General features: G+C 59.7%; 20 protein-coding genes. 10 read left to right on the forward strand and 10 right to left on the reverse strand.

Features of this window, described 5'->3' with window-relative positions:
- Window positions 1-580 precede the first annotated feature (580 nt).
- A complete protein-coding gene (locus tag CKW26_RS20690; RefSeq protein ID WP_095049955.1) occupies window positions 581-1,222 on the forward strand; it encodes a LysE family translocator in 642 nt (213 codons plus the stop codon).
- Here the strand turns inward: CKW26_RS20690 and CKW26_RS20695 are convergent.
- From CKW26_RS20695 to CKW26_RS20725, 7 genes are all read right to left on the reverse strand, one after another.
- Window positions 1,219-2,412: a GAF domain-containing sensor histidine kinase gene (locus CKW26_RS20695; protein WP_095049956.1), complete on the reverse strand. Its 1,194-nt coding sequence runs from the start codon at window positions 2,410-2,412 to the stop codon at window positions 1,219-1,221. The genes CKW26_RS20690 and CKW26_RS20695 overlap by 4 nt on opposite strands.
- A 137-nt stretch (window positions 2,413-2,549) precedes the next feature.
- Complete coding sequence (locus tag CKW26_RS20700; protein ID WP_095049957.1) at window positions 2,550-4,727, reverse strand: TonB-dependent siderophore receptor; 2,178 nt, start codon at window positions 4,725-4,727, stop codon at window positions 2,550-2,552.
- Between the two features lie 286 nt (window positions 4,728-5,013).
- Complete coding sequence (yghU, locus tag CKW26_RS20705) at window positions 5,014-5,853, reverse strand: glutathione-dependent disulfide-bond oxidoreductase (RefSeq protein ID WP_095049958.1); 840 nt, start codon at window positions 5,851-5,853, stop codon at window positions 5,014-5,016.
- 106 nt (window positions 5,854-5,959) lie between these two features.
- Window positions 5,960-6,343 carry a hypothetical protein gene (locus CKW26_RS20710; RefSeq protein WP_095049959.1) on the reverse strand — a complete coding sequence of 128 codons (384 nt, stop codon included), beginning with the start codon at window positions 6,341-6,343 and terminating at the stop codon, window positions 5,960-5,962.
- Window positions 6,344-6,391: 48 nt separating this feature from the next.
- Window positions 6,392-6,802 carry a GFA family protein gene (locus CKW26_RS20715; RefSeq protein ID WP_095049960.1) on the reverse strand — a complete coding sequence of 137 codons (411 nt, stop codon included), beginning with the start codon at window positions 6,800-6,802 and terminating at the stop codon, window positions 6,392-6,394.
- Window positions 6,803-6,804: 2 nt separating this feature from the next.
- The gene (locus CKW26_RS20720; protein WP_095049961.1) at window positions 6,805-7,881 is read right to left on the reverse strand and encodes an alpha/beta fold hydrolase; all 1,077 of its coding nucleotides are present in this window, start codon (window positions 7,879-7,881) and stop codon (window positions 6,805-6,807) included.
- 88 nt (window positions 7,882-7,969) lie between these two features.
- On the reverse strand, window positions 7,970-8,896 hold the full coding sequence (locus tag CKW26_RS20725) for a LysR family transcriptional regulator (protein ID WP_095049962.1): 927 nt from the start codon (window positions 8,894-8,896) through the stop codon (window positions 7,970-7,972).
- A 124-nt stretch (window positions 8,897-9,020) separates the two neighbouring features.
- Here CKW26_RS20725 and CKW26_RS20730 point away from each other — a divergent pair, with 124 nt between their 5' ends.
- The 4 genes from CKW26_RS20730 to CKW26_RS20745 all read left to right on the forward strand — a co-directional run bounded on the left by CKW26_RS20730 (window position 9,021) and on the right by CKW26_RS20745 (window position 14,292).
- On the forward strand, window positions 9,021-9,296 hold the full coding sequence (locus CKW26_RS20730) for a DUF2798 domain-containing protein (RefSeq protein ID WP_095049963.1): 276 nt from the start codon (window positions 9,021-9,023) through the stop codon (window positions 9,294-9,296).
- Between the two features lie 271 nt (window positions 9,297-9,567).
- A complete protein-coding gene (locus CKW26_RS20735; protein WP_095049964.1) occupies window positions 9,568-11,355 on the forward strand; it encodes a thiamine pyrophosphate-requiring protein in 1,788 nt (595 codons plus the stop codon).
- A 148-nt stretch (window positions 11,356-11,503) separates the two neighbouring features.
- Window positions 11,504-12,220, forward strand: coding sequence for a DUF72 domain-containing protein (locus CKW26_RS20740; protein WP_095049965.1), 717 nt, complete (start codon window positions 11,504-11,506; stop codon window positions 12,218-12,220).
- 227 nt (window positions 12,221-12,447) lie between these two features.
- On the forward strand, window positions 12,448-14,292 hold the full coding sequence (locus CKW26_RS20745) for a hypothetical protein (RefSeq protein WP_095049966.1): 1,845 nt from the start codon (window positions 12,448-12,450) through the stop codon (window positions 14,290-14,292).
- A gap of 49 nt (window positions 14,293-14,341) precedes the next feature.
- Here CKW26_RS20745 and CKW26_RS20750 read toward each other — a convergent pair whose 3' ends face one another.
- Together CKW26_RS20750 and CKW26_RS20755 are read right to left on the reverse strand one after the other, a co-directional pair.
- On the reverse strand, window positions 14,342-14,560 hold the full coding sequence (locus CKW26_RS20750; protein ID WP_095049967.1) for a hypothetical protein: 219 nt from the start codon (window positions 14,558-14,560) through the stop codon (window positions 14,342-14,344).
- A gap of 70 nt (window positions 14,561-14,630) precedes the next feature.
- A complete protein-coding gene (locus tag CKW26_RS20755) occupies window positions 14,631-15,566 on the reverse strand; it encodes a LysR substrate-binding domain-containing protein (RefSeq protein WP_095049968.1) in 936 nt (311 codons plus the stop codon).
- A gap of 287 nt (window positions 15,567-15,853) precedes the next feature.
- On the opposite strand from CKW26_RS20755, the gene CKW26_RS20760 reads away from it, so the two are divergent.
- The 5 genes from CKW26_RS20760 to CKW26_RS20780 all read left to right on the forward strand — a co-directional run bounded on the left by CKW26_RS20760 (window position 15,854) and on the right by CKW26_RS20780 (window position 21,143).
- Window positions 15,854-16,783: a LysR family transcriptional regulator gene (locus CKW26_RS20760; protein WP_095049969.1), complete on the forward strand. Its 930-nt coding sequence runs from the start codon at window positions 15,854-15,856 to the stop codon at window positions 16,781-16,783.
- Window positions 16,784-16,899: 116 nt separating this feature from the next.
- On the forward strand, window positions 16,900-18,411 hold the full coding sequence (locus CKW26_RS20765; RefSeq protein WP_095049970.1) for a GMC family oxidoreductase: 1,512 nt from the start codon (window positions 16,900-16,902) through the stop codon (window positions 18,409-18,411).
- A gap of 19 nt (window positions 18,412-18,430) precedes the next feature.
- Complete coding sequence (locus tag CKW26_RS20770; RefSeq protein ID WP_095049971.1) at window positions 18,431-19,888, forward strand: aldehyde dehydrogenase family protein; 1,458 nt, start codon at window positions 18,431-18,433, stop codon at window positions 19,886-19,888.
- On the forward strand, window positions 19,885-20,916 hold the full coding sequence (locus tag CKW26_RS20775) for a catalase family peroxidase (protein ID WP_245398052.1): 1,032 nt from the start codon (window positions 19,885-19,887) through the stop codon (window positions 20,914-20,916). The genes CKW26_RS20770 and CKW26_RS20775 overlap by 4 nt, the downstream gene beginning before the upstream one ends.
- A complete protein-coding gene (locus tag CKW26_RS20780; protein WP_095049973.1) occupies window positions 20,913-21,143 on the forward strand; it encodes a hypothetical protein in 231 nt (76 codons plus the stop codon). Before CKW26_RS20775 ends, CKW26_RS20780 begins: the two co-directional genes overlap by 4 nt.
- A gap of 46 nt (window positions 21,144-21,189) precedes the next feature.
- Here the strand turns inward: CKW26_RS20780 and CKW26_RS20785 are convergent, their stop codons facing one another.
- Window positions 21,190-22,869, reverse strand: coding sequence for an MFS transporter (locus tag CKW26_RS20785; protein ID WP_007919119.1), 1,680 nt, complete (start codon window positions 22,867-22,869; stop codon window positions 21,190-21,192).
- Window positions 22,870-22,938 lie beyond the last annotated feature (69 nt).

Raw genomic sequence — 22,938 nt, forward strand, 5'->3', positions numbered from 1 at the left:
GGTGATGGCTTATTACGGTTTCGCCCTTACGGCGACTCACTTTTTTTCAAACGCCAAAAAAAGTAAGCAAAAAACGCTTGCTCCTACGTGCGGCCCGCTCGCTGGGGCTCGGGGTTCCTTCGCTGCGGGATCGATCCGGGCGCAGCGCCTACGGTTTGCTTCGCTGCACCTCCTCTCGCTGTGTTTGGCTGCGCCAAACGGTCGCTACGCTCCCACCCCCGGATCAATCCCTCCACTCAGCCTTCCGACGTCGCCTTACAGATCAAGATCAAAAGCAGGCGAGCTGACACTCGGCCTATTGAGTGGTGAAGAGCGGGGCGTGGTCGGCTTTGGATTTGTGGTGGTGCTTCCCCTCACCCCAGCCCTCTCCCGAGGGAGAGGGGGCCGATCTGTGGGCTTTTCACAGCCTGAGTTCAACGCGGTATCGCACGTCGGTGTAACTCTCCCAAACACCACCGTCAGTTCCCTCTCCCTACGGGCGGTCCGACGTTTCGGGAGGGCTAGGGTGAGGGGCTTTTGATCTGGGCTATGCAGCCGGTTGCTGTAACATGCGGCGACTTCACTTAGGCGAGCAGCGAAAATGGATTCTCACTCGATATTGACCTTCACTGTGGTCGCGGCGATTGCTATCGCCAGCCCGGGGCCTGCGACGTTGATGGCGATCAACAATAGCCTTGCTCACGGGCAGCGCAGCACTATCTGGTCGTCGCTGGGTAATGCCAGTGGGCTGTTCTGTTTGTCGGCGGCGGCGATGTTGGGGCTGGGGGCGTTGTTGGCCAGTTCTGAAGTGTTGTTTAACGCGGTGAAGATCATCGGGGCCGGGTATCTGTTCTACCTCGGGGTCAAGCAATTGTTCAAAAAGGGGCCGATGCTGCCGGATGGGATTGAAGGTGAGGCGGGCAGAGTGCGACCGACTCGCGGCAAGCTGTACAAGTCGGCGTTCCTGACGGCGGTGACCAATCCCAAGGCGACGATGTTTTTTACTGCGTTGTTTCCGCAGTTCATTGATCAGGGCGCGACGCTGCTGCCGCAGTTTCTGATCCTGACCTCGATCTTCATGGCGTTGTCGGTGTCGTCACTGAGTGTCTATGCCGCGCTGGCTTCGCGCGCGAAGGGCGTGCTGACCCGTCCGGCGTTGTCCCGTTGGGTCAGTCGTGTGGTCGGTTCGACCTTTATCGGTTTTGGCGCGGCGATTCTGACAATGCGGCGGCAGGCGGCTTAAAGCCATTTGTACCGGGCCGGGAATCTCGCCACGAAGCAGGTTCCCGACTCGGCGCTTGAGGTCACGCTCAAGGTACCGTTGTGCGCCATCGCGATCTGCGAGGCGATATACAGTCCCAGCCCCAAACCCTCGCAACGTTGCCCGGCCTCGGCCCGGGAGAACGGTTCAAACAGCAGTGGCATCAGTTGCGCTGGAATCGGTGTGCCCTGGTTGGTCAGGGAGATCACGATCTCGTCATTTTCCGCATACGCCTTGAGGACGATTGGCGCGCTGTTCGAGCCATGGGTGGCCGCGTTACCCAGCAGATTGGAAAGCAATTGGCTGATGCGCAGCGCATCGCAATAAATGCCCGCCGGCACATCCAGTTCATGGATAAACACCGCTTGGGGATGGGATGCTTGTACCTCGGCGAGGGTCAATTGCAGGGTGTGCTGCAAGTCGTCCACCAACTTGCGCTGCACCGGAATCCCGCCACCCAGACGTCCTCGGGCAAAGTCGAGGATGTTTTCGATCAACACGCCCATGCGCACCGAGCTGTTGCGAATCGCCGCAATCAGGTTGAGCGAACGCTTGTCTTCGGTTTTGCTTTCCAGCAAGTCGGCGCTCATGCGCACCGCGCTCAGTGGTGTGCGCAAGTCGTGGCCGAGAACGGCGATGAATTGCTCGCGCAGGCGCCCGAGTTCATTGGCGTTGTTCAGCTCGATCTGGGTCGCTTCCAGATGGCGTTGGGTGTCCAGGTTCATGGCGATCAATTGAGCGAACAGGGTCAGTGTTTTGGTGATGGCCGGTTCGTCGATATTGGCCGGGACCGAGTCGATGGCGCACAGCGTGCCGAAGAAGTCGCCATTGGCTTTGACGATGGGAATGGAGATGTAGCTTTCCAGCCCATAGGTTTTCGGCGTGTGGTGCAACGAAAAGACCGGGTGCGCGCTGGCGTGCCCGAAGATCACCGGCTGCTTATGTTGGCGGATCTCGTGGCAGATGGTCGATTCAAGTACCAGTTCGCCACCGGGTTTGAGCCCGAAATCAATGGAGTCATCGACAGCGCATGCCACCCAGTTGCTTTCGGTGACCCGTGCGACCGCAGCGAACCGCATGCCCGTGAGGTGTTTGACCATGCTCAGGATGACTGGCACCGCGTCAATGCTGCGGATCGCGTCAATATCAGGGGTAAAGGCCGGATTGGTCATGGCGCGATGCTTCGTGAAGAGTTCGCTCAGAGACTAACGGTTATTGCTGCTCATGACTAATGAAGAGGCCAGAAAGTACAAGGGCGCCGTGGCTTTCCCCGGCGCCCTTGTTTGTTGCTGATCAGAAGGTCAGCGACTCAGAACTTGTACTTCGCCGTCAGCATATAGCTGCGCGGGTTGCCGTAGTTGTCGTTGGAGCCCCACGTAACATTGGAGCCGATGGCGGAGTAGTAGACGCGATCAAAGATATTGTTCGCGTTGACCTGCAGATCCAGGTGTTTGTTGACCTCGTACCCGGCCATCAGGTCGGTGACCGCATAGCCGCCCTGTTCAAGGCGGTAGCTACCGTTATTGGCCAGAGCGACGTCGTTGTACATGCGGCTTTGCCAGTAAACGTTGCCGCCCACGCGCAGGTGCTGCAGCGGACCCTGGAAGCGATAGACGGTGGACACCTTGAACAGATGCTCCGGCGTGTCGGTTTCGAAACGTTGATTGTTGTTGGCCGGGTTTTCGTCCTTGATGTAGTGCGCGCGGGTATAGGTATAGCCAGCGCCGACCTGCCAGTTGTCGGTCAGCGCGCCTTGCAGTTCCATGTCCACGCCCTGGCTGCGTACCTTGCCCGATGAGCCGTAGCAGGTCAGGACCGGGCAGCCGAACTGATTGTCGGCCTGGGTGGCGCGGCCGGTCTGGTCCATCTGGAACACCGCCAGACTGGCGTTGAGGGCGCCGTCAAAGTACTCGCCCTTGATGCCCACCTCGTAGTTTTCGCCGACGATCGGTTCGAGCACCTTGCCGCCGAGATCCTTCTGGGTTTGCGGGGTGAAGATGTCGGTGTAGCTGGCGTACACCGAGTGATGGTCGTCAAGTCTGTAGATCAGGCCGGCATAACGGGTGAGGTTGCGCGTGACTTTGTAGTCGCCATCGGCCGTGCGGTCATCGTAGTCGTACCAGTCGAGACGGCCGCCGAGGATCAGCGTCAGCGGATCGGCCAGGCTCAGGCGAGTGGTCAGGTACACCGCGTCCTGGGTGGTGACGTTGCGGGTTTTGCCGTCCCGTACAAAATCAGGCTTGGGTGCGCCAATCGGCCAGGCCGTGGTGTACGGATCGTATTCCTTGGTGGTCGCGTCATACACCCGGTTGCTGGCCCCGACCACCAGTTCGTGGCTGCGGCCAAACGCTTCGAACGGACCACTGGCGAACACGTCGAGCGAGCGCTGCTTGTCGGTGTGATGGGATTGATAGGCCGTGGTTTCCAGCGGGCCGGCGTAACGCGACAGGTAAGTCCCGGAGAACTCGCCGTCGAGGGTCGAGGATGAGCCGGCGACGTGCAGTTTCCAGTCGTTGTCGAAACGATGCTCGACCTCGCCGAACACAGTATCGATCTGCAGCTTGCGGTTTTCCCAGTCGGTGCCCGGGTAGGTGGAGCGGGGCAGGTCGAGGTGGTGGCCGTTGGTGCCGATCGGCAGGCCGCCCCAGAAATAGTTGGTCTGTTCGTTCTGGCGCGAGAAGCCGAGGGTCGCGGTGGTGCTGTCGCTGAGGTCGGCTTCACCGATGGCGTAGAACAGGCCGTGGTCATTTTCTTCCTTGTCGCGGAAGCTGTCGGCGCCTTGATAGGAACTGACCACCCGGCCACGCAGGGTGCCGCTTTCGTTCAACGGGCTGGAGGCGTCGATCTCGCCACGGTAGTCATCCCAACTGCCGGCGGCACCGGTGAGGGTTACACGCTGATCGGCCGTCGGGCGTTTGCGCACCAGGTTGATCGCCGCCGAAGGGTTGCCGGCACCGGTGACCAGGCCGGTCGCGCCACGGACAATTTCGACGCGGTCGAACATTGCCAGGTTCGGTTGCACCGCCATCGAGAACGGCGAGTAGGAACTCGGCAGGCCGTCGTACATGATGGTGTCGATGTCGAAACCGCGCGAACTGTAAGTCTGCCGACCCGGGCCGCTGGCCTGACTGAGGAACAGTCCCGGCGTACCTTTCACCACGTCGTTGATGCTGGTCATATTCTGGTCGTCCATGCGCTGACGGGTGATCACCGTTACCGCTTGGGGCGTTTCGCGCATGGTCAGCGACAGCTTGGTCGCCGTCCGCATCGGGCCAGTGGTGTAGGACTGGGTGTCTTCGGTGGTGCTGCTCATCTGGGTCGCGCCGATTTCAGTCGCGTCCAGTTCTAGCGTGGCCGGCGCGGCTGTTTCAGACGTGGCAGGTGTTGCCTCGTCGGCCAGCGCCGGTGGGATGCTGGCCATGCAAATGGCGAGCGCCAACAGGTTTGGTGAACGGTTTGAGCGGCGGTGTATGGTGCGAAACGACATCAATCTGCTTCCCCAAATGATACGAAAACGAATCCAGTGCGAGTGCGTGTAGGAATTATTCGCATTAGTGTGTCAGATCATTCCGGGTGAAGAAAGCCGTACGGCTCAGTTAGTTAACGAATTTTTCACAATTGACCGGAGGCTCTACCGCGGGGGATTGGCAGGGACGTGTGAGTTTTCGGGGGCGTGCGAGGGGCAAATCAGGGCGCAGCGGCCCGGCACAAGAAACTGCGCCGGCGCTGCTGATGGGGGCACGCTCAGCGGATGAGCGTGAGGCGAAGAGGGCTCAGTTCAGATCTTCGGCCTGGTGCCGCTCGGGCACTTGAGTCGCTTCATCGCCCCAAGTGCGATTGACGCGTTGTCCGCGAATGACGGCCGGCCGTTTGGCGATCTCCTCTGCCCAGCGCTGCACGTGCGTGTATTCGTGGGCCGCTAGAAACTCGGCGGCTGAGTAGACATTGTTGCGCACCAATTGCCCGTACCACGGCCAGACTGCGATGTCAGCGATGGTGTAGCTGTCGCCGGCCAGATAGGCGCTTTCGGCCAGACGCCGGTCGAGCACGTCCAGTTGCCGCTTAGCTTCCATGGTGAAGCGGTTGATCGGGTACTCCATCTTCTCCGGCGCATAGGCATAGAAGTGCCCGAAACCGCCGCCCAAGTAGGGCGCCGAGCCCATTTGCCAGAACAGCCAGTTCAAGGTTTCGGTACGGCCCGCCGGATCCTTCGGCAGGAATGCGCCGAATTTTTCCGCCAAGTACAGCAGGATCGAACCCGATTCGAATACGCGAATGGGCGGCTCGACACTGCGATCGAGCAGCGCCGGGATTTTCGAATTGGGGTTGATCTCGACAAACCCGCTGGAGAACTGATCGCCCTCGCCAATGCGGATCAGCCACGCATCGTACTCGGCAGCGCTGTGCCCCAACGCCAGCAGCTCTTCCAGCAGAATCGTCACTTTGACGCCGTTGGGCGTGGCCAGCGAGTACAGCTGCAATGGATGCTTGCCGACTGGCAGCGTTTTGTCATGGGTAGGGCCAGCAATCGGCCGATTGATGCTGGCGAACTGGCCACCGGACGGGGCTTCGTTTTTCCAGACCTGGGGCGGAACGTACGGCGCTTTGCTCATCTAAGGGGCCTCATCTTGGCAAGTGGAAAAAATACCTCGCTGATCATAGACAGGACACCACAGAACCCGCTTCCTGTACCAGAGCGCGATTGATCGGTCGCATCAGTCATTTCGCGCGCAGGTAGCGAACCCATTCGCTGGCTTTTCTGAAGCCATAAAAACCCAGGATCGAGACGGCGATGACCGCGATCATCGGCCCGATCACGCCCAGCCCTGTGGTCATCTGGGCGTAGGCCGCGAGGGACAGGGCAAGCACCGCATAGCCGGCGAGGTACTTCCTGTAGGCGATCAAGAGCGTTGGCACCATCAGGACGACGAACAGATGAGTGGCGATGGTGATCAGGATTTGTGCGACCAATTGGACAGGCACGCTGCCCATGGATGCCTGAGCCATGGTTATCTCGGCGTCGTACAGAAACATCTGCAGTGAAATGACAGTTATTGCGGCCATTACCAGCGCAGCCAACGCCGCAATTTTTGAGCGTTTCATCTGATCTCCAACGGGTGAAGCAACGTCTGATAAATGAATCTTTCAGCCTCAGCGCTGCGGCCATTGATCCTTGATTTCAAACCACGGCGCCTTCGAAGTGACTTCCACATGTTGCTGTTTTTCAGTGGTGAACGTCGTGTCGAGCGTGCCCAGCGCAACCGAGATCCAGCCGTTGAATTCCCCTTGATTGCTTGCCCAGAACAGCGACGAGCCGCAGTGCGTGCAGAACTGGCGTTGTACCGATTCAGACGATTGATACGACTTCAGCTGGTCAGCACCTTCCAGCAATTCCAGGTTCTGGCGCTGCACGCTGCCATAGCTGGCAAACGCCGCGCCGTGGCTTTTGCGGCACTGGCTGCAATGGCAATGCGAAAGCGCCTTGGGCCGCGAACGGATCTGGTATTTCACCGCTCCGCACAGGCAACTGCCCCGGAAGGTCTGAGGGGAGGGCGTGAGCATTGTTATTGCGAATCCTTGTAGGTAATGGCTTGTTTCAAGGGGGCAGGTGACGGCGCCAGAAACCCGCTGATCAGGGAAATCACCTGTTGCTGAATGACCGCACGCGGACGACCACCGTCGCCATCGGTGCAGATGATGCTGTCGCCCGGTACATCCTCGTCGAGCATGGCCACGGCGCCAGGTTTGCAGATTGCCATGAAACTGAAGTGACTGGCGTCGCTGATCTCGACGAAATGCGATGAAGTTTTTGGCAGACGTTTGGCGAGGTCGACGGACTCCAGTTCAGCGGGCAGTTCTTTCGACGGCACGCCGGCAGCGATCACCAGGATCGGCACGGGGTAGGCCGCGAGGCTGGCGTCGGTCATCCCGCGCGACAGGCCCAGATCCAGTGAAACCACGGCAGTGACGCGCTTGTCACGCCAGTCGGCGGCCAATTGAGCTTTCGCTTGCGCAGTGTTTGCAGTGTTCATTTGTTGGTAGGCGGTGCAACTGGCGAGTTGCGTGTGGACCTTGCAGTCTTCGGCAAATCGTTCGGGGTCGAAGCGCGCGCCGCCGGTTTCGAGCACTGTCCAGCCGCCGAGAGAATGGCCCACAACAGCAATTCGATCCTTGGTCACTGCGCCGAATTTTTCTGGCTGAGCCGTCACGGCATCGATGGCGCGGCTGAGGTCAACGGGGCGTTGCCACAGCTGCGCCGCTGCTTGCGGGCTGCGGTCGCGACTGGTGGTGCCGGGGTGGTTGACCGCCGCGACGATGTAACCTTGATGGGCCAGTGCACTGGCCAGCCATGTCTGGTTGATCCAGCTACCGCCATTGCCGTGGGACAGCACTACCAATGGATGCTCGCCCTTGGCGGCCGGGGCGTCGAGCACCGCAGGCGCACCGACGAAGACCGGGTTGTCGCCGAACAGTTGTGGCGTCGCAGCGGTGGTCGCACTCGGGTACCAGACGACCATTTCTACCGGGCGCTCATTGCGCGGATCCGCCAGCGTGGCGTACTGGAAACCAACGGGTTGGGCGTCAGCGAAGGCGTGGCTGCTCAAGCAGATCAGTAGCAGGGCAGTGAGCGTTTTTTTCATTGTTGTTATCTTCCGTGATGGGCCGATTGGGCGAGGTGGACTTTGCCCGATTTCGCGCGCTTCAGCGAGCCTCTTTGAACCCGGAATCTTAAACATTTTCCATCGGCCAGCGCGTGGCCAGATGCGCTGTCAAATAATCCAGAAAGGCTTTGACCTTCGGCGTCATCGCCGCACGTTCCTGCACGCAGGCGTAGATGTCCATCGGCTCGACAACGGAGTGGGTGGCGTCGCTGTGTTCAAACAGCGGCACCAATTGCCCGCTCGCCAGATAAGGCGCTGCGACAAACTCCGCCAGCCGGGTGACCCCGGCGCCGTGAACCGCCATTTGCGCCAGTGCATCAATGTCATCACTGATGGCGGTGGCGTTGATATTGGCGTCGAAACGCTGCCCGTCGCGGATAAAGCTCCAGCGCAGAAAACGCCCGTCCAGGGGATAACGAAAGGCCAGGCAGGCATGGTTTTGCAAATCATCCGGCGATTGCGGCCACCCGGCGCGCTGAAGATAGGCCGGCGCGGCGCACATGATGAAGGGCAGCGAAACGATCTTGCGCGCGACGATGCCGTCCTCCAGTTGCGGCTTGATCCGCAGGCTCAGGTCGATACCGTCCTGAATGTGGTTGATCTTGCCATTGGTGGTCGACAGTTCGATGAGCAGGCGCGGGTGCTGTGCGGTGAAGCCGGCAATCAGCGACGCCAGCACATGGCGGCCAAAAGCAGATGTCGAGGCGATGCTCAGCCGGCCCTGCAACTCGGTTTCATCGCTGCTGATCAAGCTTTGCGCCGATTCCAGATCCGCCGCAATCCGGCGGACTTTCTCGTAGTACACCGCGCCGTTTTCGGTCAGTGCCATGCTGCGCGTGGTGCGTTGCAACAGCCGTACACCGAGGTGTGCTTCTAGCCGATTGAGCGTTTGGCTGACCGCTGCCGCACTGACGCCGAGGGTCTTGGCGGCGCCGACAATCGAGCCGGCTTCGACCACTTTGATAAAACTGGCAATCGCCGCTAACAGATTCATTCATCGTCCCGTCGTGGGTTGATTCGTAAGTTCTGCTTTATAAAGTACCTGCGGCTGAGCGTCTAGTTGCGGCAGACCGGCTTTGCTAACGTGCGGTCTCCCTGTCAATGGATGGAAACGCCTTATGAATCAACCAACAAGCTCCGAAGCCCTGATCCTTAGCCGACGCAAGCTGTCGCCGCGCGCCACGCCGTATGTGTTTGCGTTGTACATGGCGACGATCATGGCATTCCTGATGTCGTTGGTGATCACCGCTGCCAATTCGGGCATTGATAACAACTACCTGAGTAATGCCTTGCACGCCTATAAGTTGGCGATGCCGGTGGCGTTCCTGTGCATCCTGGTCGTGCGGCCGATCGTGATCAAACTGGTGGCGTTCACGGTGCATCCGCATCGTTGAAAGGCCCCGCCTCAGCAGTGACTGTTCTGGCGCCTTCGCGAGCAGGCTCGCTCCCACATTTGCAACTCAATTCCCTGCGGGAGCGAGCCTGCTCGCGAATGGCCTCACCACCGATCGACAGGTCTTGTGGGGGACTCAGAAAAACAAACAAGGATTGGCCTGAGGAAACCAATCGAAACTTCGCCAACAACCCAACTGTCCAGACCCTTAGACCTCTCGGCGGATGTTCTGCCGGGGCAGCTCCATGCAGCGGAGAAAGACGAGGATCGAGATGACGATGACAGTGGGAGATTTTCTGGTTGAGCGGCTCAGTGAATGGGGCGTTACGCGAATTTTTGGTTATCCGGGCGACGGGATCAACGGCGTGTTCGGCGCGCTGAGTCGGGCCAAGGGCAAAATCGAATTCGTTCAGGCGCGGCATGAAGAAATGGCCGCGTTCATGGCCTCGGCACACGCGAAGTTCACCGGCGAACTGGGTGTGTGCATCGCCACTTCCGGCCCCGGCGCCTCGCACCTGATCACCGGCCTCTATGACGCGCGCATGGACCACATGCCGGTGCTCGCCATCGTCGGCCAGCAGGCACGCACGGCATTGGGCAGTCACTATCAGCAAGAGCTGGATCTGGTGTCGATGTTCAAAGACGTCGCCGGGGCATTTGTACAGCAGGCCTCGGCGCCTTCGCAGGTGCGCCATTTGCTCGATCGGGCCGTGCGCACGGCCGTGGGAGAACGCCGGGTGACCGCGCTGATTCTGCCCAACGATTTGCAGGAACTGAAGTATGAAGCACCGGCTCGCGCGCATGGCACCGCGCATTCCGGGGTGGGTTACACGAAACCCAAAGTGCTGCCTTATGAAGAGGATCTGCAGCGCGCCGCCGATGTTTTGAATGCGGGCGAGAAGGTCGCCATTCTGGTTGGCGCCGGGGCATTGCAGGCGACGGATCAAGTCATCGCCGTGGCGGAGAAACTCGGTGCCGGCGTCGCCAAGGCATTATTGGGCAAAGCCGCGCTGCCCGATGATCTGCCTTGGGTCACCGGTAGCATCGGCCTGCTCGGCACCGAACCGAGCTACAAGCTGATGAGTGAGTGCGACACCTTGCTGATGATCGGTTCGGGTTTTCCGTATTCGGAGTTTCTGCCCAAAGAAGGCCAGGCGCGCGGTGTGCAGATCGATTTGCAGCCGGACATGCTCAGCCTGCGTTATCCGATGGAGGTCAATCTGGTCGGCGACTCGGCGGAAACCCTCGCCGCGTTATTGCCACTGCTCGAACAGAAAACCTCCAACAAGTGGCGCAAGAAAATCGAAGGTTGGCGCAGCAGTTGGGAGAAATCCCTGGAAAGACGCGCCATGGCCAAGGCTGATCCGGTCAACCCGCAACGGGTGGTCTATGAGCTGTCGCCACGCTTGCCCGATGAGGCCATCATCACCAGCGACTCCGGCTCCTGCGCCAACTGGTTTGCCCGTGACCTGAAAATCCGCCGTGGCATGCAGTGCTCGTTGTCCGGTGGCCTGGCGTCCATGGGCGCCGCAGTGCCTTACGCGATTGCCGCCAAGTTTGCTTATCCCGAGCGTTCAGTGATTGCGCTGGTGGGCGATGGAGCAATGCAGATGAACAACATGGCCGAACTGATCACCGTCGCCAAATATTGGCGGCAATGGGCGAGTCCGAAATGGATCTGCGCGGTGTTCAACAACGAGGATCTTAATCAGGTCACGTGGGAGCAGCGAGTGATGGAGGGCGATCCGAAGTTCGAAGCGTCGCAAAGTATCCCGGACGTGCCTTACCACTTGTTCGCCATTTCCATTGGCCTGAAAGGCATCTTTGTCGATCGCGAAGAAGACGTCGCCGCTGCGTGGGAAAAGGCATTGGCCTCGGAAGTGCCGGTGGTGATCGAGTTCAAGACCGACCCGAACGTGCCGCCCTTGCCGCCGCACATCAAGCTTGAGCAGGCGAAGAAATTCGCCACGACGTTGCTCAAGGGCGATCCGGATGAAGCCGGGGTGATCGTGCAAACCGCCAAACAGGTGCTCGGCGCGGTGCTGCCCGGCAAAAAATAACCGGTAAACGCACAGGTTTGATCGTTCCCACGCTCTGCGTGGTAATGCAGCCCGTGCCGCTCCGCGTCACTGGACACGGAGCGTCCCTTGAGGCATTCCCACGCAGAGCGTAGGAACGATCAGGCAGGAGAAAACCGCAGGTGTACTTTTGATTTTCATCGGCTGTGCAGGCTGGAGTCTGGGACGCGAGCACTGGCCGGTATTTCCGGTAGAGGGCACGCATTTGCAGCGCTACGCCGCGCGACTCAACGGCGTGGAAATCAACAGCTCGTTCTACCGCCCGCATCGCCGGCAAACCTATGAGCGTTGGGCCGATGGCGTACCGGAGGCCTTCCGTTTTTCGGTGAAAATGCCCAAACACATCACCCATGAATTACGCCTGGCAGGTTGCGAGGCGGCGCTGGACAGGTTTCTGGCTGAATGCGGCGGTCTGGGCGAACGCTTGGGCTGCTTGCTGGTGCAGTTACCACCTTCGCTGGCGTTTGACGCCGCCAGCGCCGAAACCTTTTTCACGACATTGCGCGAGCGCTTCTCCGGCGCGGTGGTGCTTGAGCCAAGGCATGAATCGTGGGTCAGCGCCGAGCCTATATTAATGACTCACCGGATCGCCCAAGCAGCAGTCGATCCTTTGCGCATCAGCCGTGATATTTCGCCAGGCGGCTGGGCGGGAACACAGTATTGGCGCCTGCACGGCTCACCGCGCATTTACCACAGCGCCTACGATTCACCTTATCTGCAACACCTCGCACACGCCTTGCTGTCAGCGACCGCTGCAGGTGCCACGACCTGGTGCATTTTCGACAACACCGCCAGCGGCGCAGCACTGGGCAATGCCCTGGCGCTGGCGACGCTGACGACAGAATGAGTCAACAGTTTCTCCGCTCATAGGCAGTGTGCCAAAGGTGCGTCGCAGGACGAAACGGCCAACGTATTCATGATTACCTGATTGCGGCTGCGCGATGTGCTGCACGTTAAGACTTTGGTCTGTCAGACCCTTTCTGCAATATCTATTGTGATATCTTTTTGATGGCGCGCTCGCTCTGAGCGATGATTTACCGGTATTCGAGCCGATTGTTTAGTGCAGGAGAGGCAATGTTGAAGGAACAATGGGTGTGCGATGAGACGTTACTGGCGCAGATGCAGGCTGCCAGCGCCGAGGAAATCGATGTATTGGTGGACGTGATCAGCGATTTCGGCCGAGGCCGGGCGGGTCTGGACGCCGAGTGCAAGAAACAGTTGATTCTGGCCAAACATGATCCCCGTGCCGATCGATACTCCGCACCACTGCTTGCACTGCTGGGCCATGAATTGCAGCAGTTCGGCGGCAATTCGGCAATGAACCTCGCGCGCCGCGCACTCGGCCTTACTGCGGTGGCCTACAGCGAAATCGTTGACGACGTGTACAAGAAGCTGAACGGCAAGAGCCCTGCGGACAAGCCACTGGCGCAGAAGGAGCGGGAAATTGCGCTGGCCCTGTTTGGTGCCGAATGGCGTGAAATGCCTGCTGCGCAACGGCACGAACGCAGCACGCACATCAAAGTCTTGTCCGGTACGTTCTCGCTGGCATCGGCCTTGGGACTTGGTGCGAGCGGTACGATCATGGGCTTGTCGGCTGGCGGTAGTGCAGCGTTGTTCACCGCTGTTTCCACCGGCCTGCGTTTGAACCCGCTGGGATTGTTGGTCACGGCAGGCATCGGGGCGCAAAGCGCGGCGGCAGAGGCGTATCGGGTCACCGTGCCGTTCGTGGCGCAGATGGGCTGGATCCGTTTGCGTCAGGAAGCGGATGCACAAGCGCCCGTTGCGCCAAAACTGGCCAATCCTGCAACGCTGGCCGGGCAGGGCGCGGCGCTGCAGGACATGGTGCTGGCCGATGAGGCGGGCGGTACGTTAATGAAGATCAGTGTGTTCGACCGCGCGCCGGTCATCACCGGCAGTGCCATTCCCGCCGGGCAACTCAGCGCACTCAACCCATTGCTGTCCAATGTCCCGGGCCTGGCGGCGCTGGCCGAGTTGCAAAACGGCAACTACGTTGTGTGCAGTCTGCCATTTGAGACGTTGACCAAAGCCAAGGATCAAGAAGGTGCGGTGCGTGCCTTCGTCACCGAAAGCGGGCGCATCAAGGAAAATGCGCACTTGTTCAGCCCCGACAACCTGCAAAACATTATGCTCAGTGGTGCGCTATGGAATGCCGTCTCGTCGGCGGTCGGGCAGAAACACCTGCACGATATCAATGAGAAACTTTCCGCCATCAAGCGCCAGCTGGATGAAGTGCAAGAAGACCTGATCAACCTGCGCCGTGATGATTTGACCGGGCTGGTGGGTTACGTGCAAAGCCTGCTTGATCACTATCCACAGGAAGGCATTGATGCGGCTGCGCTGATGCAACTGGAAAACCGCCAGGTCGACCTGGTGGCCTTGGAGACGTATTTCGAGCGGGAGATGAACAAAGAGGTGGACAAGGCGAAGGCCGTCGAAACAGGCAAGCTGTTCAATGCCGACTCCTCCCGGGTGGCTTTGCTTGAAAGTCTGTCGCGGATGGACATTTGGGTTCAAAGCTATCTGCAAGTCACGCAGTTGCGCGTGGTCGCTTACGCCTTGCTGCACATGGAAAAACCATTGGCACGCTACCGCACCGAAGCGGCGAAAGTGCTGGACAATCTGCAGCGCCTGACCGTGACCGCTGCGGCGAACCAGCAGATTTACAGTGCCCAGATGGAGTTAAGCAACACGCTGTTTTTCAGTGGCAGTGCCGACAACTTGCAACGCTTCAAATCGCAACTGGCGGCGCTCGACAATGATCTGAAAAATGGCCCGATCAACGCCAGGCAACTGCACCGCTCACTGTTCGATCAATCCGATCGTCAGGTACTGCTTCAGGTGCAGAACGGTCAGTTCATCGGCGGTCATCTGCTCGAATCGACGTTCCAACCGGCGTGAGCTCAATGCGCTGCGGGAGCGGATGTACTCCATCCGCTCCCAACGCGGCCTAGTTGCCATCGGCCACTTTTCGTTCGATCTCATCGATCTTGCGTTGCAGCGTCTCGGCGTCCTGCTCCTTTACGCGGTTAGACGAAGGCGTGATGACCTCATCAACGGCTTCGGTGTCATCGTCCCTGTCTTCAAGATCGCGCTTGACCACATTCACCGGTTTGCCGGAGGTGTCGGTGGGCGGGGCGTTCTGGATTTTGCTGTCATCGCTATTCATGGTGCTGACCTCCAGTGATGTAAACATTGGAGGTGCCGTTGCGGTGGGCGTTCGATATTTTTGCGGGGCATCAAACCAATGGCGGCTTGCGCATGCCGCGCAGCGGATCATCGAGCAATCTGAATTGCTCCAGCATGAAATCAATCAGCAAGCGCGAAGACGGCAGCATCCCGTGCCGGGTCGCAAACACTGCATGAATCATTTCAGTTCTCGGCGCCCAGTCAGGCAGGACCACGATCAGTTCCCCTCGCTCAATGAAGTCGTGTACCAACGACATTGGCATCTGCGCAACGCCAACGCTGTCGATCGCCGCGCAGCGCAGCATCGGCAGGCCTTTGGTAATCAGGTTCGGGCGATGCTGGAGGGTGAATTCCGAACCGTCCTGATGAAACAGAGTCCAGCTGTAATCGCGTTGCGGACTGCCATGATGAACACTGGGGAACCGGGCCAGATCTTCTGGTGCGCTCGGCGTGCCCAGACGACTCAGCAGTCCGGGGCTCGCAACCAGACACTGTGGCCGCTGGGACATGACGCGGCTGACCAACTCGGAGTCCTGCAGGGGCGGCGGGCGTACCCGTAACGCCAGATCGACACCCTCGGCGACCACATCGACCTGACGATCAGTCGCCTCCAGATGCACCTCCATGCGCGGGTGGATAGCCATGAAACGCGTGATGATTGCGCCCACGCACTCTTCCAGCAGTACGGATGGACAGGTAACGCGCAGCACGCCGCCCGGCTCGGCGTGAGTCAGGGCGATCGCGGCCTCTGCGGCTTCGGCTTCCTTGAGCATCGCACGGCAACGCTCGTAATAGGTTTGCCCCAGCTCCGTGACTGTGAAATGGCGGGTGTTGCGGATGATCAGGCGCACACCGAGGCGCTCTTCGAGCTGGGCGATGCGTCGGCTCAGATTGGACTTGGGAATGCCCAAGGCGCGGGCGGTCTGCGCGAAACCGCCATGATCCACCACCATGACGAAGTACTGAAGGTCATTGAGATCCAGCACGGTCGTAATCCATTCAGTCAGAAGGCGCTAACTATACAAGGCGGATCGTCCCTTGTATGGGAAACACCAGTCCGTTTTTGCGACTACCGCGATGGGTCAGCGGGGTTTTAGATTGCCGACGTTGAATGTTCAGGCTGGCGTGGCCCCGCTGATCAATTTCAAGCCGATCGTCAGCATGATGGCCAAGTTGGCTGACACTCTCAAACCACGCTTTGTAATAGCCTGAACCACCCCCGAGATCTGCGCGCCGGTTGCGCAGGCCTGTGCGATTTCTTTGGATTAACTACGTGAACAAACTCTGTGAGATGCATGCTTTCGTCATGGTGGTCGACACCGGAAGTATTTCCGAAGCCGCACGCCGTTTAGGGATGGCTAAATCGATGGTCAGCCAACGTCTGCAAAACCTGGAAAAACGCTTGGGCAGTATTCTGTTGGAACGCGGACGGCAGGCGCGCCTGACTGATTCGGGCGAGGTGTTTTATCGCTACTGCGTGCGCATTCTGGCTGAAGTCGAAAATGCCGAAGACGCTGTACAAGCCTCCCAGTCGAGCTTGCGTGGCAACCTGCGGCTGGCTGCACCGATGGCGTTCAGCATTCGCTATCTGACGCCGATCCTGTCGTCATTCGCGGTGCGTTACCCGCAATTGCAACTGGATGTCGAATTCGACGATCGGTATGTCAATCTGCACGAAGAGCGCTACGACGCCGCAATCCGTATTGGTGAGCTGCCTGATTCTTCATTGGTGGCGAAAAACATCACCGCCAACCGCCACGTCATTTGCGCCAGCCCCGACTATCTTGCTGCTCACGGTACACCACAGACGCCGCAGGAACTGTCCCGCCATTTCGCCATGCTCTATGTCAATCGCGAGCCCCATGGCATGTGGACGCTGCCGGTGAACAACACGCTGGAGTCGTTTCGCGTGCGCTGTCGCCTGCGCACCAACAATGCCCATCAACTCATGGAAGCGGCCAAGGCCGGCATGGGCCTGGCGATTCTGCCGACGTTTCTTGCCGCGCAGCCGATGGTCGCTGGCGAACTGCAAGAGGTGTTGCCAGCGTATGCACCGCGCGGCGGAAATATCTCGGCGGTGTATCGGCAATCCCTGCGCGCTTCACCGAAACTGCAGGCGCTGATCAGCTTTCTCAGTGAGCAGATCGGCAGTCCACCCGCGTGGGAAAAGCAGCTTGCCGAGCATGCTCGCCAAAGGCAGTGAGTCGTTCGGAATTAACGAAACCCCGATTCGGTTTTTGCCTGCTTATGAGCGTGTGAGTCCTTCCATATGCTTGTTCCCAACAGACGCCACTCCTGCGTCTGACAGGGAAGAAATGCATGAAGAACACCCTTGATACCGTCGACGTACTGATCGTCGGTGGCGGTTCGGCTGGTGCAGTGTTGGCGCGGCGTCTGAGCGAGAACAGCCAGCGCCAGGTCGTGCTGCTGGAAGCAGGCAACAGTTTTGCCGTGAACGACTATCCAGACATTGTCGCCAACAGCGACATTGTCGGTGCCAATGGCAACCCGCAGTTCGAGTGGGGTTACAAAACCCGGGCGGGCTACATCGAGCATCCGATTGGCGCCGTGCGCGGCAAAGTGTTGGGCGGCAGCTCTGCGATCAATGGTGCCGTGGCGATCCGGGCACGGCCCAGTGATTTCGCGCGCTGGAATCTGCCGGGCTGGGGCTATGAAGACCTGCTGCCGTTTTTCAGGAAACTGGAAAGCCACAGCCGTGGTGACAGTGCTTTGCACGGGCATGCCGGGCCGCTTCCGGTACAGCAACTGAGCCATCTGGATGTCACGCCAATGCAGCGGGCATTTATTCAGGCGACTTTCTCCTACGGCTATAAAATCATCGACGACTTTGATGGCGCCGATGCCAACGGGGTTGGTCCGTACCCGATGAACGTCGTCGACGGTGTGCGCATCAACACCGGTATGGCCTACCTCAACGATGAGGTGCGCACTCGTGGCAACTTACACATCCGCCCTGACAGCCTGGTGGATAAGGTCTTGTTCGACGGTCAACGCGCGATCGGAGTGCAATTGAGCGACGGCACGCAACTGCGCGCCGCTGAGGTCATTCTTAGCGCGGGCAGCTATGGCAGTGCGGCGATTCTGCTGCGTTCCGGCGTTGGTCCGGATGCCGATCTGCGGGCATTGCAGATTCCCGTGGTGGCAACGCTGCCAGTCGGCCAACAACTGCAGGATCATCCGTTTTACTACAACGCCTACGCGGCCAATCCACGCTTGATTGGCCGTCAATCCCCGGCCATCGGCGCCAAACTCTGGTCCCACAGCCGCAGCGCGGAGTTCGGCGATCTGGACCTGCACATCACTGCGACGCACCTGTTTCCCCACGAACAGAGCCCGACCAACATCGGCTTCGTGCTGGCGGTTGCGCTCACGCGGCCACGGTCCCGAGGCACGCTCACTCTGGCCAGTCGCGATCCGCTTACAGCGCCGATCATCGATCTGAATTTTCTCGCCGAACCCGAGGACCGTCAGCGCCTGCTCGACGGCATTCGCCTGGCCCGCAGGATCGGTGGCACAACACCGTTGAACGCCCTGATTCACAGCGAACTCAATCCGGGGGCGGGGGTTGCGTCGGACGAAGCGCTGTTGGCCAGCGTCCGGGCGAGCCTGGACACCTATCACCATCCAACTTCAACCGCTCCGATGGGTGTGCCCGGTGACAAGCATGCCGTGGTGGATTTGCAGGCCCGGGTCCTTGGTCTGCACGGGCTGCGCGTGGTCGATGCGTCGATCTTCCCCGATGTGCCGTCGGTAGCCACCAACATCACTGTGATTGCTTTTGCGGAAAAAATCGCCGCGCTTTACGCCTAATTGTCAGGACGATGCTGCTATGAACAACACTCCCGTTTTGAATTGGATCGATGGCCAATGGCACGATTCCGGTATTTACAAAGACTCGATTGACCCCGCGACGTATGAGCAGATTGGTTGTTATGCCGAGGGGAGCGCGGATACCGCGCAACGGGGCATTGAAGCTGCCCTGCGTTCGTTTGCGCAGTCCTCTTGGAAAGACGATCGCGCCCTGCGTGGCACGGTGCTGCTGGAGCTGGCGGAGGCCTTCGAACGTAACGCCGAAGCGTTGATTGACACACTGGCGCTGGAAAACGGCAAGATCCGTCCGCAAGCGGAATTTGAAGTGCGCATGGTGCCGTCCAAGTTGCGTTATTACGCGGCGTTGGCGCGTACCGAGTATGGGCGCGCAGCGGAGCCGACACCGGGGCGGATTTCCCTTGTATTGCGCCAGGCTGTCGGTGTGGCAGGCATCATCGTGCCGTGGAATTCACCGGTGGTGTTGATGATTCGTTCGCTGGCACCGGCGTTGGCCGCCGGTTGTACAACTGTGATCAAAATGCCGGGGCAGACCGCCCAGACCAATGCATTGGTCGCACGCATCATGAGCGAGGCGCGGTCACTGCCGCGCGGTGTGATCAATCTGTTCAGCGAAGCGGGTGCGGCGGGGTCTATACATCTGGTCGAGTCGCCAAAGGTGCCGGTGATCAGTTTTACCGGCAGTACCGGCACTGGCCGGGCGATCTCGGCGGCAGGGGCGCAACACCTCAAGCGTTTTGGTCTGGAACTGGGCGGTAAAACGCCGATGCTGGTGTTCAACGATGCCGATCTCGAGGCAGCCGTTCCGGTGCTGCTCAAAGCCTTGACGGTGTTCGCCGGCCAGTTCTGCATGACGGGTTCGCGACTACTGGTGCAGCGCGATATTGCCAAGGCACTGACTGATCGTCTGGCGGCCGTTCTTGAGGCCGTGCGCGTGGGGCCCGCAGCAAATCCGGCCAGTGAAATGGGGCCGTTGATCGACAAAGCCAATGTGCAACGGGTCAATCAAGTGGTCGAGCAGGCAATTGTCGACGGAGCGCAAGTGATTGTGCGCGGTGGGCCGGTCGTGGAAGGGCCACTGGCTAAAGGCGCGTTTTATCGACCGACATTCTTGCGTGTCAGTGATCCAAACATGGCTATTGTCCAGCAAGAGACCTTCGGGCCGGTGCTGACCTTGCAGGTATTCGACAGCGAAGCCGAGGCAATCGAGTTGGCCAATAACAGCGAGTTCGGTCTGGCGGCCAGCGTCTGGACCCGTGATGTCGATCGCTCGTTACGCGTTGCCCGCGAGTTGGAGGTCGGTACCGTCTGGATCAACGATTGGGCCATGGTGTTCGACGAATTCGAAGAGGGTGGCTGTAAGCAATCGGGGCAGGGCAGGCTTAACGGTGTGGCGGCCATGGATGATTTCATCGAGTACAAACACATCGCACTCAATCCCGGTCTGCGTCAGGCATGAATGCCGTGTGCTTGCAACGCTTGCTGATCGGCGCCGTGCTGGCCGGGACGCTGGCATCTTCCTCAGCCTTGTCTGCCAACGACACAAGGAATGACACGATGGCCCCAGAGCCGTTGTACGACGCTTTGCTTGATGCGCTCAATGCCACCTTCGGCCGTCATCCGGGGTTTCGTGCGACCCATGCCAAAGGCCTGTTGGTAAACGGTACATTCAAGGCTTCGCCGAACGCCAGCACCCTCAGCCGGGCTGCGCATTTGCAGGGGCAAACGGTGCCGGTGGTACTGCGGTTCTCCAACTTCAGTGGCGTACCCGCCACCGCTGACGGAGATCCGCTGGCCAGCCCGCGTGGTCTGGCAGTTCGGTTTACCCTGGCCGGCGGCGAGGTCACCGATATCGTGACGCACTCGTTCGACGGCTTTCCGGTGGCCACGCCCGAAGATTTTCTGATCTTCCTGCAAGGCATTGCCGCTAATGTCGCCACACCTCCCGATCCGCTGCCCCTGCACAGCTTTCTGGCGAGTCATCCACGGGCGCGGGCTTTCCTCGATGCACCGAAACCGGCGCCGCGCAGTTATGCGGGGCTCGAGTACTTCGCGGTCAATGCTCTGGTATTCAGTAATCATCGGGGCGTTGAAACAATCGGCCGTTACCGTATCGAGCCACTGCTCATGCAGCCGCTATTGAGTGACGCCGAGGCAGCGGCGAAGCCGGCGGATTACTTGCAGTCGGAAATGGCAGAGCAACTGGCCAAAGGATCGCTGACGCTGCGTCTGGTGTTGCAATTGGCGTCAGCGGAGGATGCTATCGAAGACGGCTCCGTTGCGTGGTCGCGTCAGCATCAGGAGGTCGAGTTGGGCATTTTCAGCCTCGACTCACTGGCGCCGGCCGATGCGCAGTTCGGCGCCCAGCAGCAGTTGGCCTTCAGTCCGGGACGTTTGCTTGACGGCATCAGCCTCAGTGCCGATCCAATGACACTGGCGCGGGATCGCATCTATCAGCGCGCGGTACTCCGGCGACAGCAACGATGAGCAGCCCTTCGGGGGCCCGTTGGAAGCAGTGGGTATTGTCATGGCTGATCGTTTTGCCGCTGTCGGTGAGCATGCCCTGGGGATTGGCGGCGCTGCTGGAGGTGGCGAACCTGCAATGGCCAGCATGGCTGTTCAAAGTGGTGGTGGCCGGGTTGATCTCTTTCAACATGGTCTACTGGATGCTGCCGTTGAGCGCTAGGCTGACGGCGCGCTGGTTGCTGCGTTGAAACCTGCGCGTCGCCCTCCACTGACGGGGAGGGCGACGCATCGGGTTCAATCCTTGAGAATGTCGCGATCCTTGGTTTCCGGCAGGAAGAACGTGCCCAGTATCGCTGTCATCACCGCAATCACGATCGGATACCACAAGCCGTAGTAGATATCCCCGGTCGCGGCGACCATGGCAAACGCCACCGTCGGCAGGAAGCCACCAAACCAGCCGTTACCGATGTGATACGGCAGCGACATCGAGGTATAGCGGATGCGGGTCGGGAACAGCTCGACCAGCCACGCGGCAATCGGGCCATAAACCATGGTCACGTAGATCACCAGCACGGTCAGCAGGAGCAATACCATTGGGTAGTTGGTTTTCGCCGGGTCGGCTTTCTCCGGATAACCGGCTTCCTTGAGCGCGGTGCCGAGGGTCGCGGTGAACGCATCGTTGCGGGTCTTGAAGTCGGCGGCCGGCAGGGCGCTGCCTTCGAAACTCTCGACGACTTTATCGCCGATGCGCACTTGTGCGACGGTGCCCGGCTCGGCAATCACGTTCTCATACGGGATCGCCCGTTTTGCCAGCAGGGTCTTCGCCAGGTCGCAGGAACTGGTGAATTTGGCCTTGCCCACCGGGTCGAACTGGAACGAGCACTGATCCGGGTTGGCGATCACTTTGACCGGGTTCTTCTCCTGGGCGATAAACACATCAGGGTTACCGTACTGGGTCAGCGCGTGGAAGATCGGGAAGTACGTCAGCGCCGCCAGCATGCACCCGACCATGATGATCGGCTTGCGCCCGATCCGGTCGGAAAGGCTGCCGAAAATCACGAAGAACGGCGTGCCGATCAGCAGCGAACCGGCGATCAACAGGTTGGCGGTTTGCGGGTCGATCTTCAGCGTCTGCAGCAGGAAGAACAACGCGTAGAACTGCCCGGTGTACCAGACCACCGCTTGCCCGGCCGTGCCGCCGAGCAATGACATGATCACCACTTTGAGGTTGTCCCAGCGCGCGAAGGATTCGGTCAGCGGCGCTTTCGACGCCTTGCCTTCAGCTTTCATTTTCTGGAACACCGGTGACTCGCTCAGCTGCAGGCGGATGTACACCGAGACGATCAGCAGCAGGATCGACAACAGAAACGGAATCCGCCAGCCCCACGCTTCGAAGGCTTCAGTGCCCAGCGCCGTGCGGCAGGCGAGGATCACCAGCAGCGACAGAAACAGGCCGAGGGTCGCGGTGGTTTGAATCCACGAGGTGAAGAAGCCGCGCTTGTTGCGCGGCGCGTGTTCGGCCACGTAGGTCGCGGCGCCGCCATACTCGCCGCCCAACGCCAGGCCTTGGAGCAAGCGCAGAGTGATGAGGATGACCGGTGCGGCAACACCAATGGTCGCGTAACCGGGCAATATGCCGACAATTGCGGTGGAGACGCCCATGATGACGATGGTGATAAGGAAGGTGTGTTTGCGCCCGATCATGTCGCCGAGACGGCCGAACACAATGGCTCCGAACGGCCGCACCGCGAACCCGGCGGCGAAGGCAAGCAGGGCGAAGATAAACGCGGTGGTTTCGTTAACGCCAGCGAAGAAGTGCTTGGCGATGATCGCTGCCAGAGAGCCATAAAGGTAAAAGTCGTACCACTCGAAAACCGTGCCCAAGGATGAAGCGAAGATAACCTTGCGCTCCTCCTTGGTGATGCCGCCGCTGCGCGGTGGACTGCCGGTGGATGCTGTGTCGATTGTGGCCATGGGTGTTCTCCGTCGTGCTTATTGTTGTAGGCCGGAGTCCCTCGTTACTGCTTGTCGCACTCTGGCCTT

Origin of the sequence: Pseudomonas sp. Irchel s3h9, from assembly GCF_900187475.1 — a bacterium.
Taxonomy (GTDB): domain Bacteria; phylum Pseudomonadota; class Gammaproteobacteria; order Pseudomonadales; family Pseudomonadaceae; genus Aquipseudomonas; species Aquipseudomonas neuropathica.

Bases quoted from the DNA above. Each gene is read 5' to 3' on its own strand.
- CKW26_RS20710 (WP_095049959.1), bottom strand. From the start codon at position 6,343: ATGAAACGCTCAAAAATTGCGGCGTTGGCTGCGCTGGTAATGGCCGCA.
- yghU (WP_095049958.1), bottom strand. From the start codon at position 5,853: ATGAGCAAAGCGCCGTACGTTCCGCCCCAGGTCTGGAAAAACGAAGCC.
- CKW26_RS20725 (WP_095049962.1), bottom strand. From the start codon at position 8,896: ATGAATCTGTTAGCGGCGATTGCCAGTTTTATCAAAGTGGTCGAAGCC.
- CKW26_RS20700 (WP_095049957.1), bottom strand. From the start codon at position 4,727: ATGTCGTTTCGCACCATACACCGCCGCTCAAACCGTTCACCAAACCTG.
- CKW26_RS20745 (WP_095049966.1), top strand. From the start codon at position 12,448: ATGTTGAAGGAACAATGGGTGTGCGATGAGACGTTACTGGCGCAGATG.
- CKW26_RS20765 (WP_095049970.1), top strand. From the start codon at position 16,900: ATGAAGAACACCCTTGATACCGTCGACGTACTGATCGTCGGTGGCGGT.
- CKW26_RS20775 (WP_245398052.1), top strand. From the start codon at position 19,885: ATGAATGCCGTGTGCTTGCAACGCTTGCTGATCGGCGCCGTGCTGGCC.
- CKW26_RS20695 (WP_095049956.1), bottom strand. From the start codon at position 2,412: ATGACCAATCCGGCCTTTACCCCTGATATTGACGCGATCCGCAGCATT.
- CKW26_RS20780 (WP_095049973.1), top strand. From the start codon at position 20,913: ATGAGCAGCCCTTCGGGGGCCCGTTGGAAGCAGTGGGTATTGTCATGG.
- CKW26_RS20690 (WP_095049955.1), top strand. From the start codon at position 581: ATGGATTCTCACTCGATATTGACCTTCACTGTGGTCGCGGCGATTGCT.
- CKW26_RS20720 (WP_095049961.1), bottom strand. From the start codon at position 7,881: ATGAAAAAAACGCTCACTGCCCTGCTACTGATCTGCTTGAGCAGCCAC.
- CKW26_RS20750 (WP_095049967.1), bottom strand. From the start codon at position 14,560: ATGAATAGCGATGACAGCAAAATCCAGAACGCCCCGCCCACCGACACC.
- CKW26_RS20715 (WP_095049960.1), bottom strand. From the start codon at position 6,802: ATGCTCACGCCCTCCCCTCAGACCTTCCGGGGCAGTTGCCTGTGCGGA.
- CKW26_RS20785 (WP_007919119.1), bottom strand. From the start codon at position 22,869: ATGGCCACAATCGACACAGCATCCACCGGCAGTCCACCGCGCAGCGGC.
- CKW26_RS20730 (WP_095049963.1), top strand. From the start codon at position 9,021: ATGAATCAACCAACAAGCTCCGAAGCCCTGATCCTTAGCCGACGCAAG.
- CKW26_RS20735 (WP_095049964.1), top strand. From the start codon at position 9,568: ATGACGATGACAGTGGGAGATTTTCTGGTTGAGCGGCTCAGTGAATGG.
- CKW26_RS20770 (WP_095049971.1), top strand. From the start codon at position 18,431: ATGAACAACACTCCCGTTTTGAATTGGATCGATGGCCAATGGCACGAT.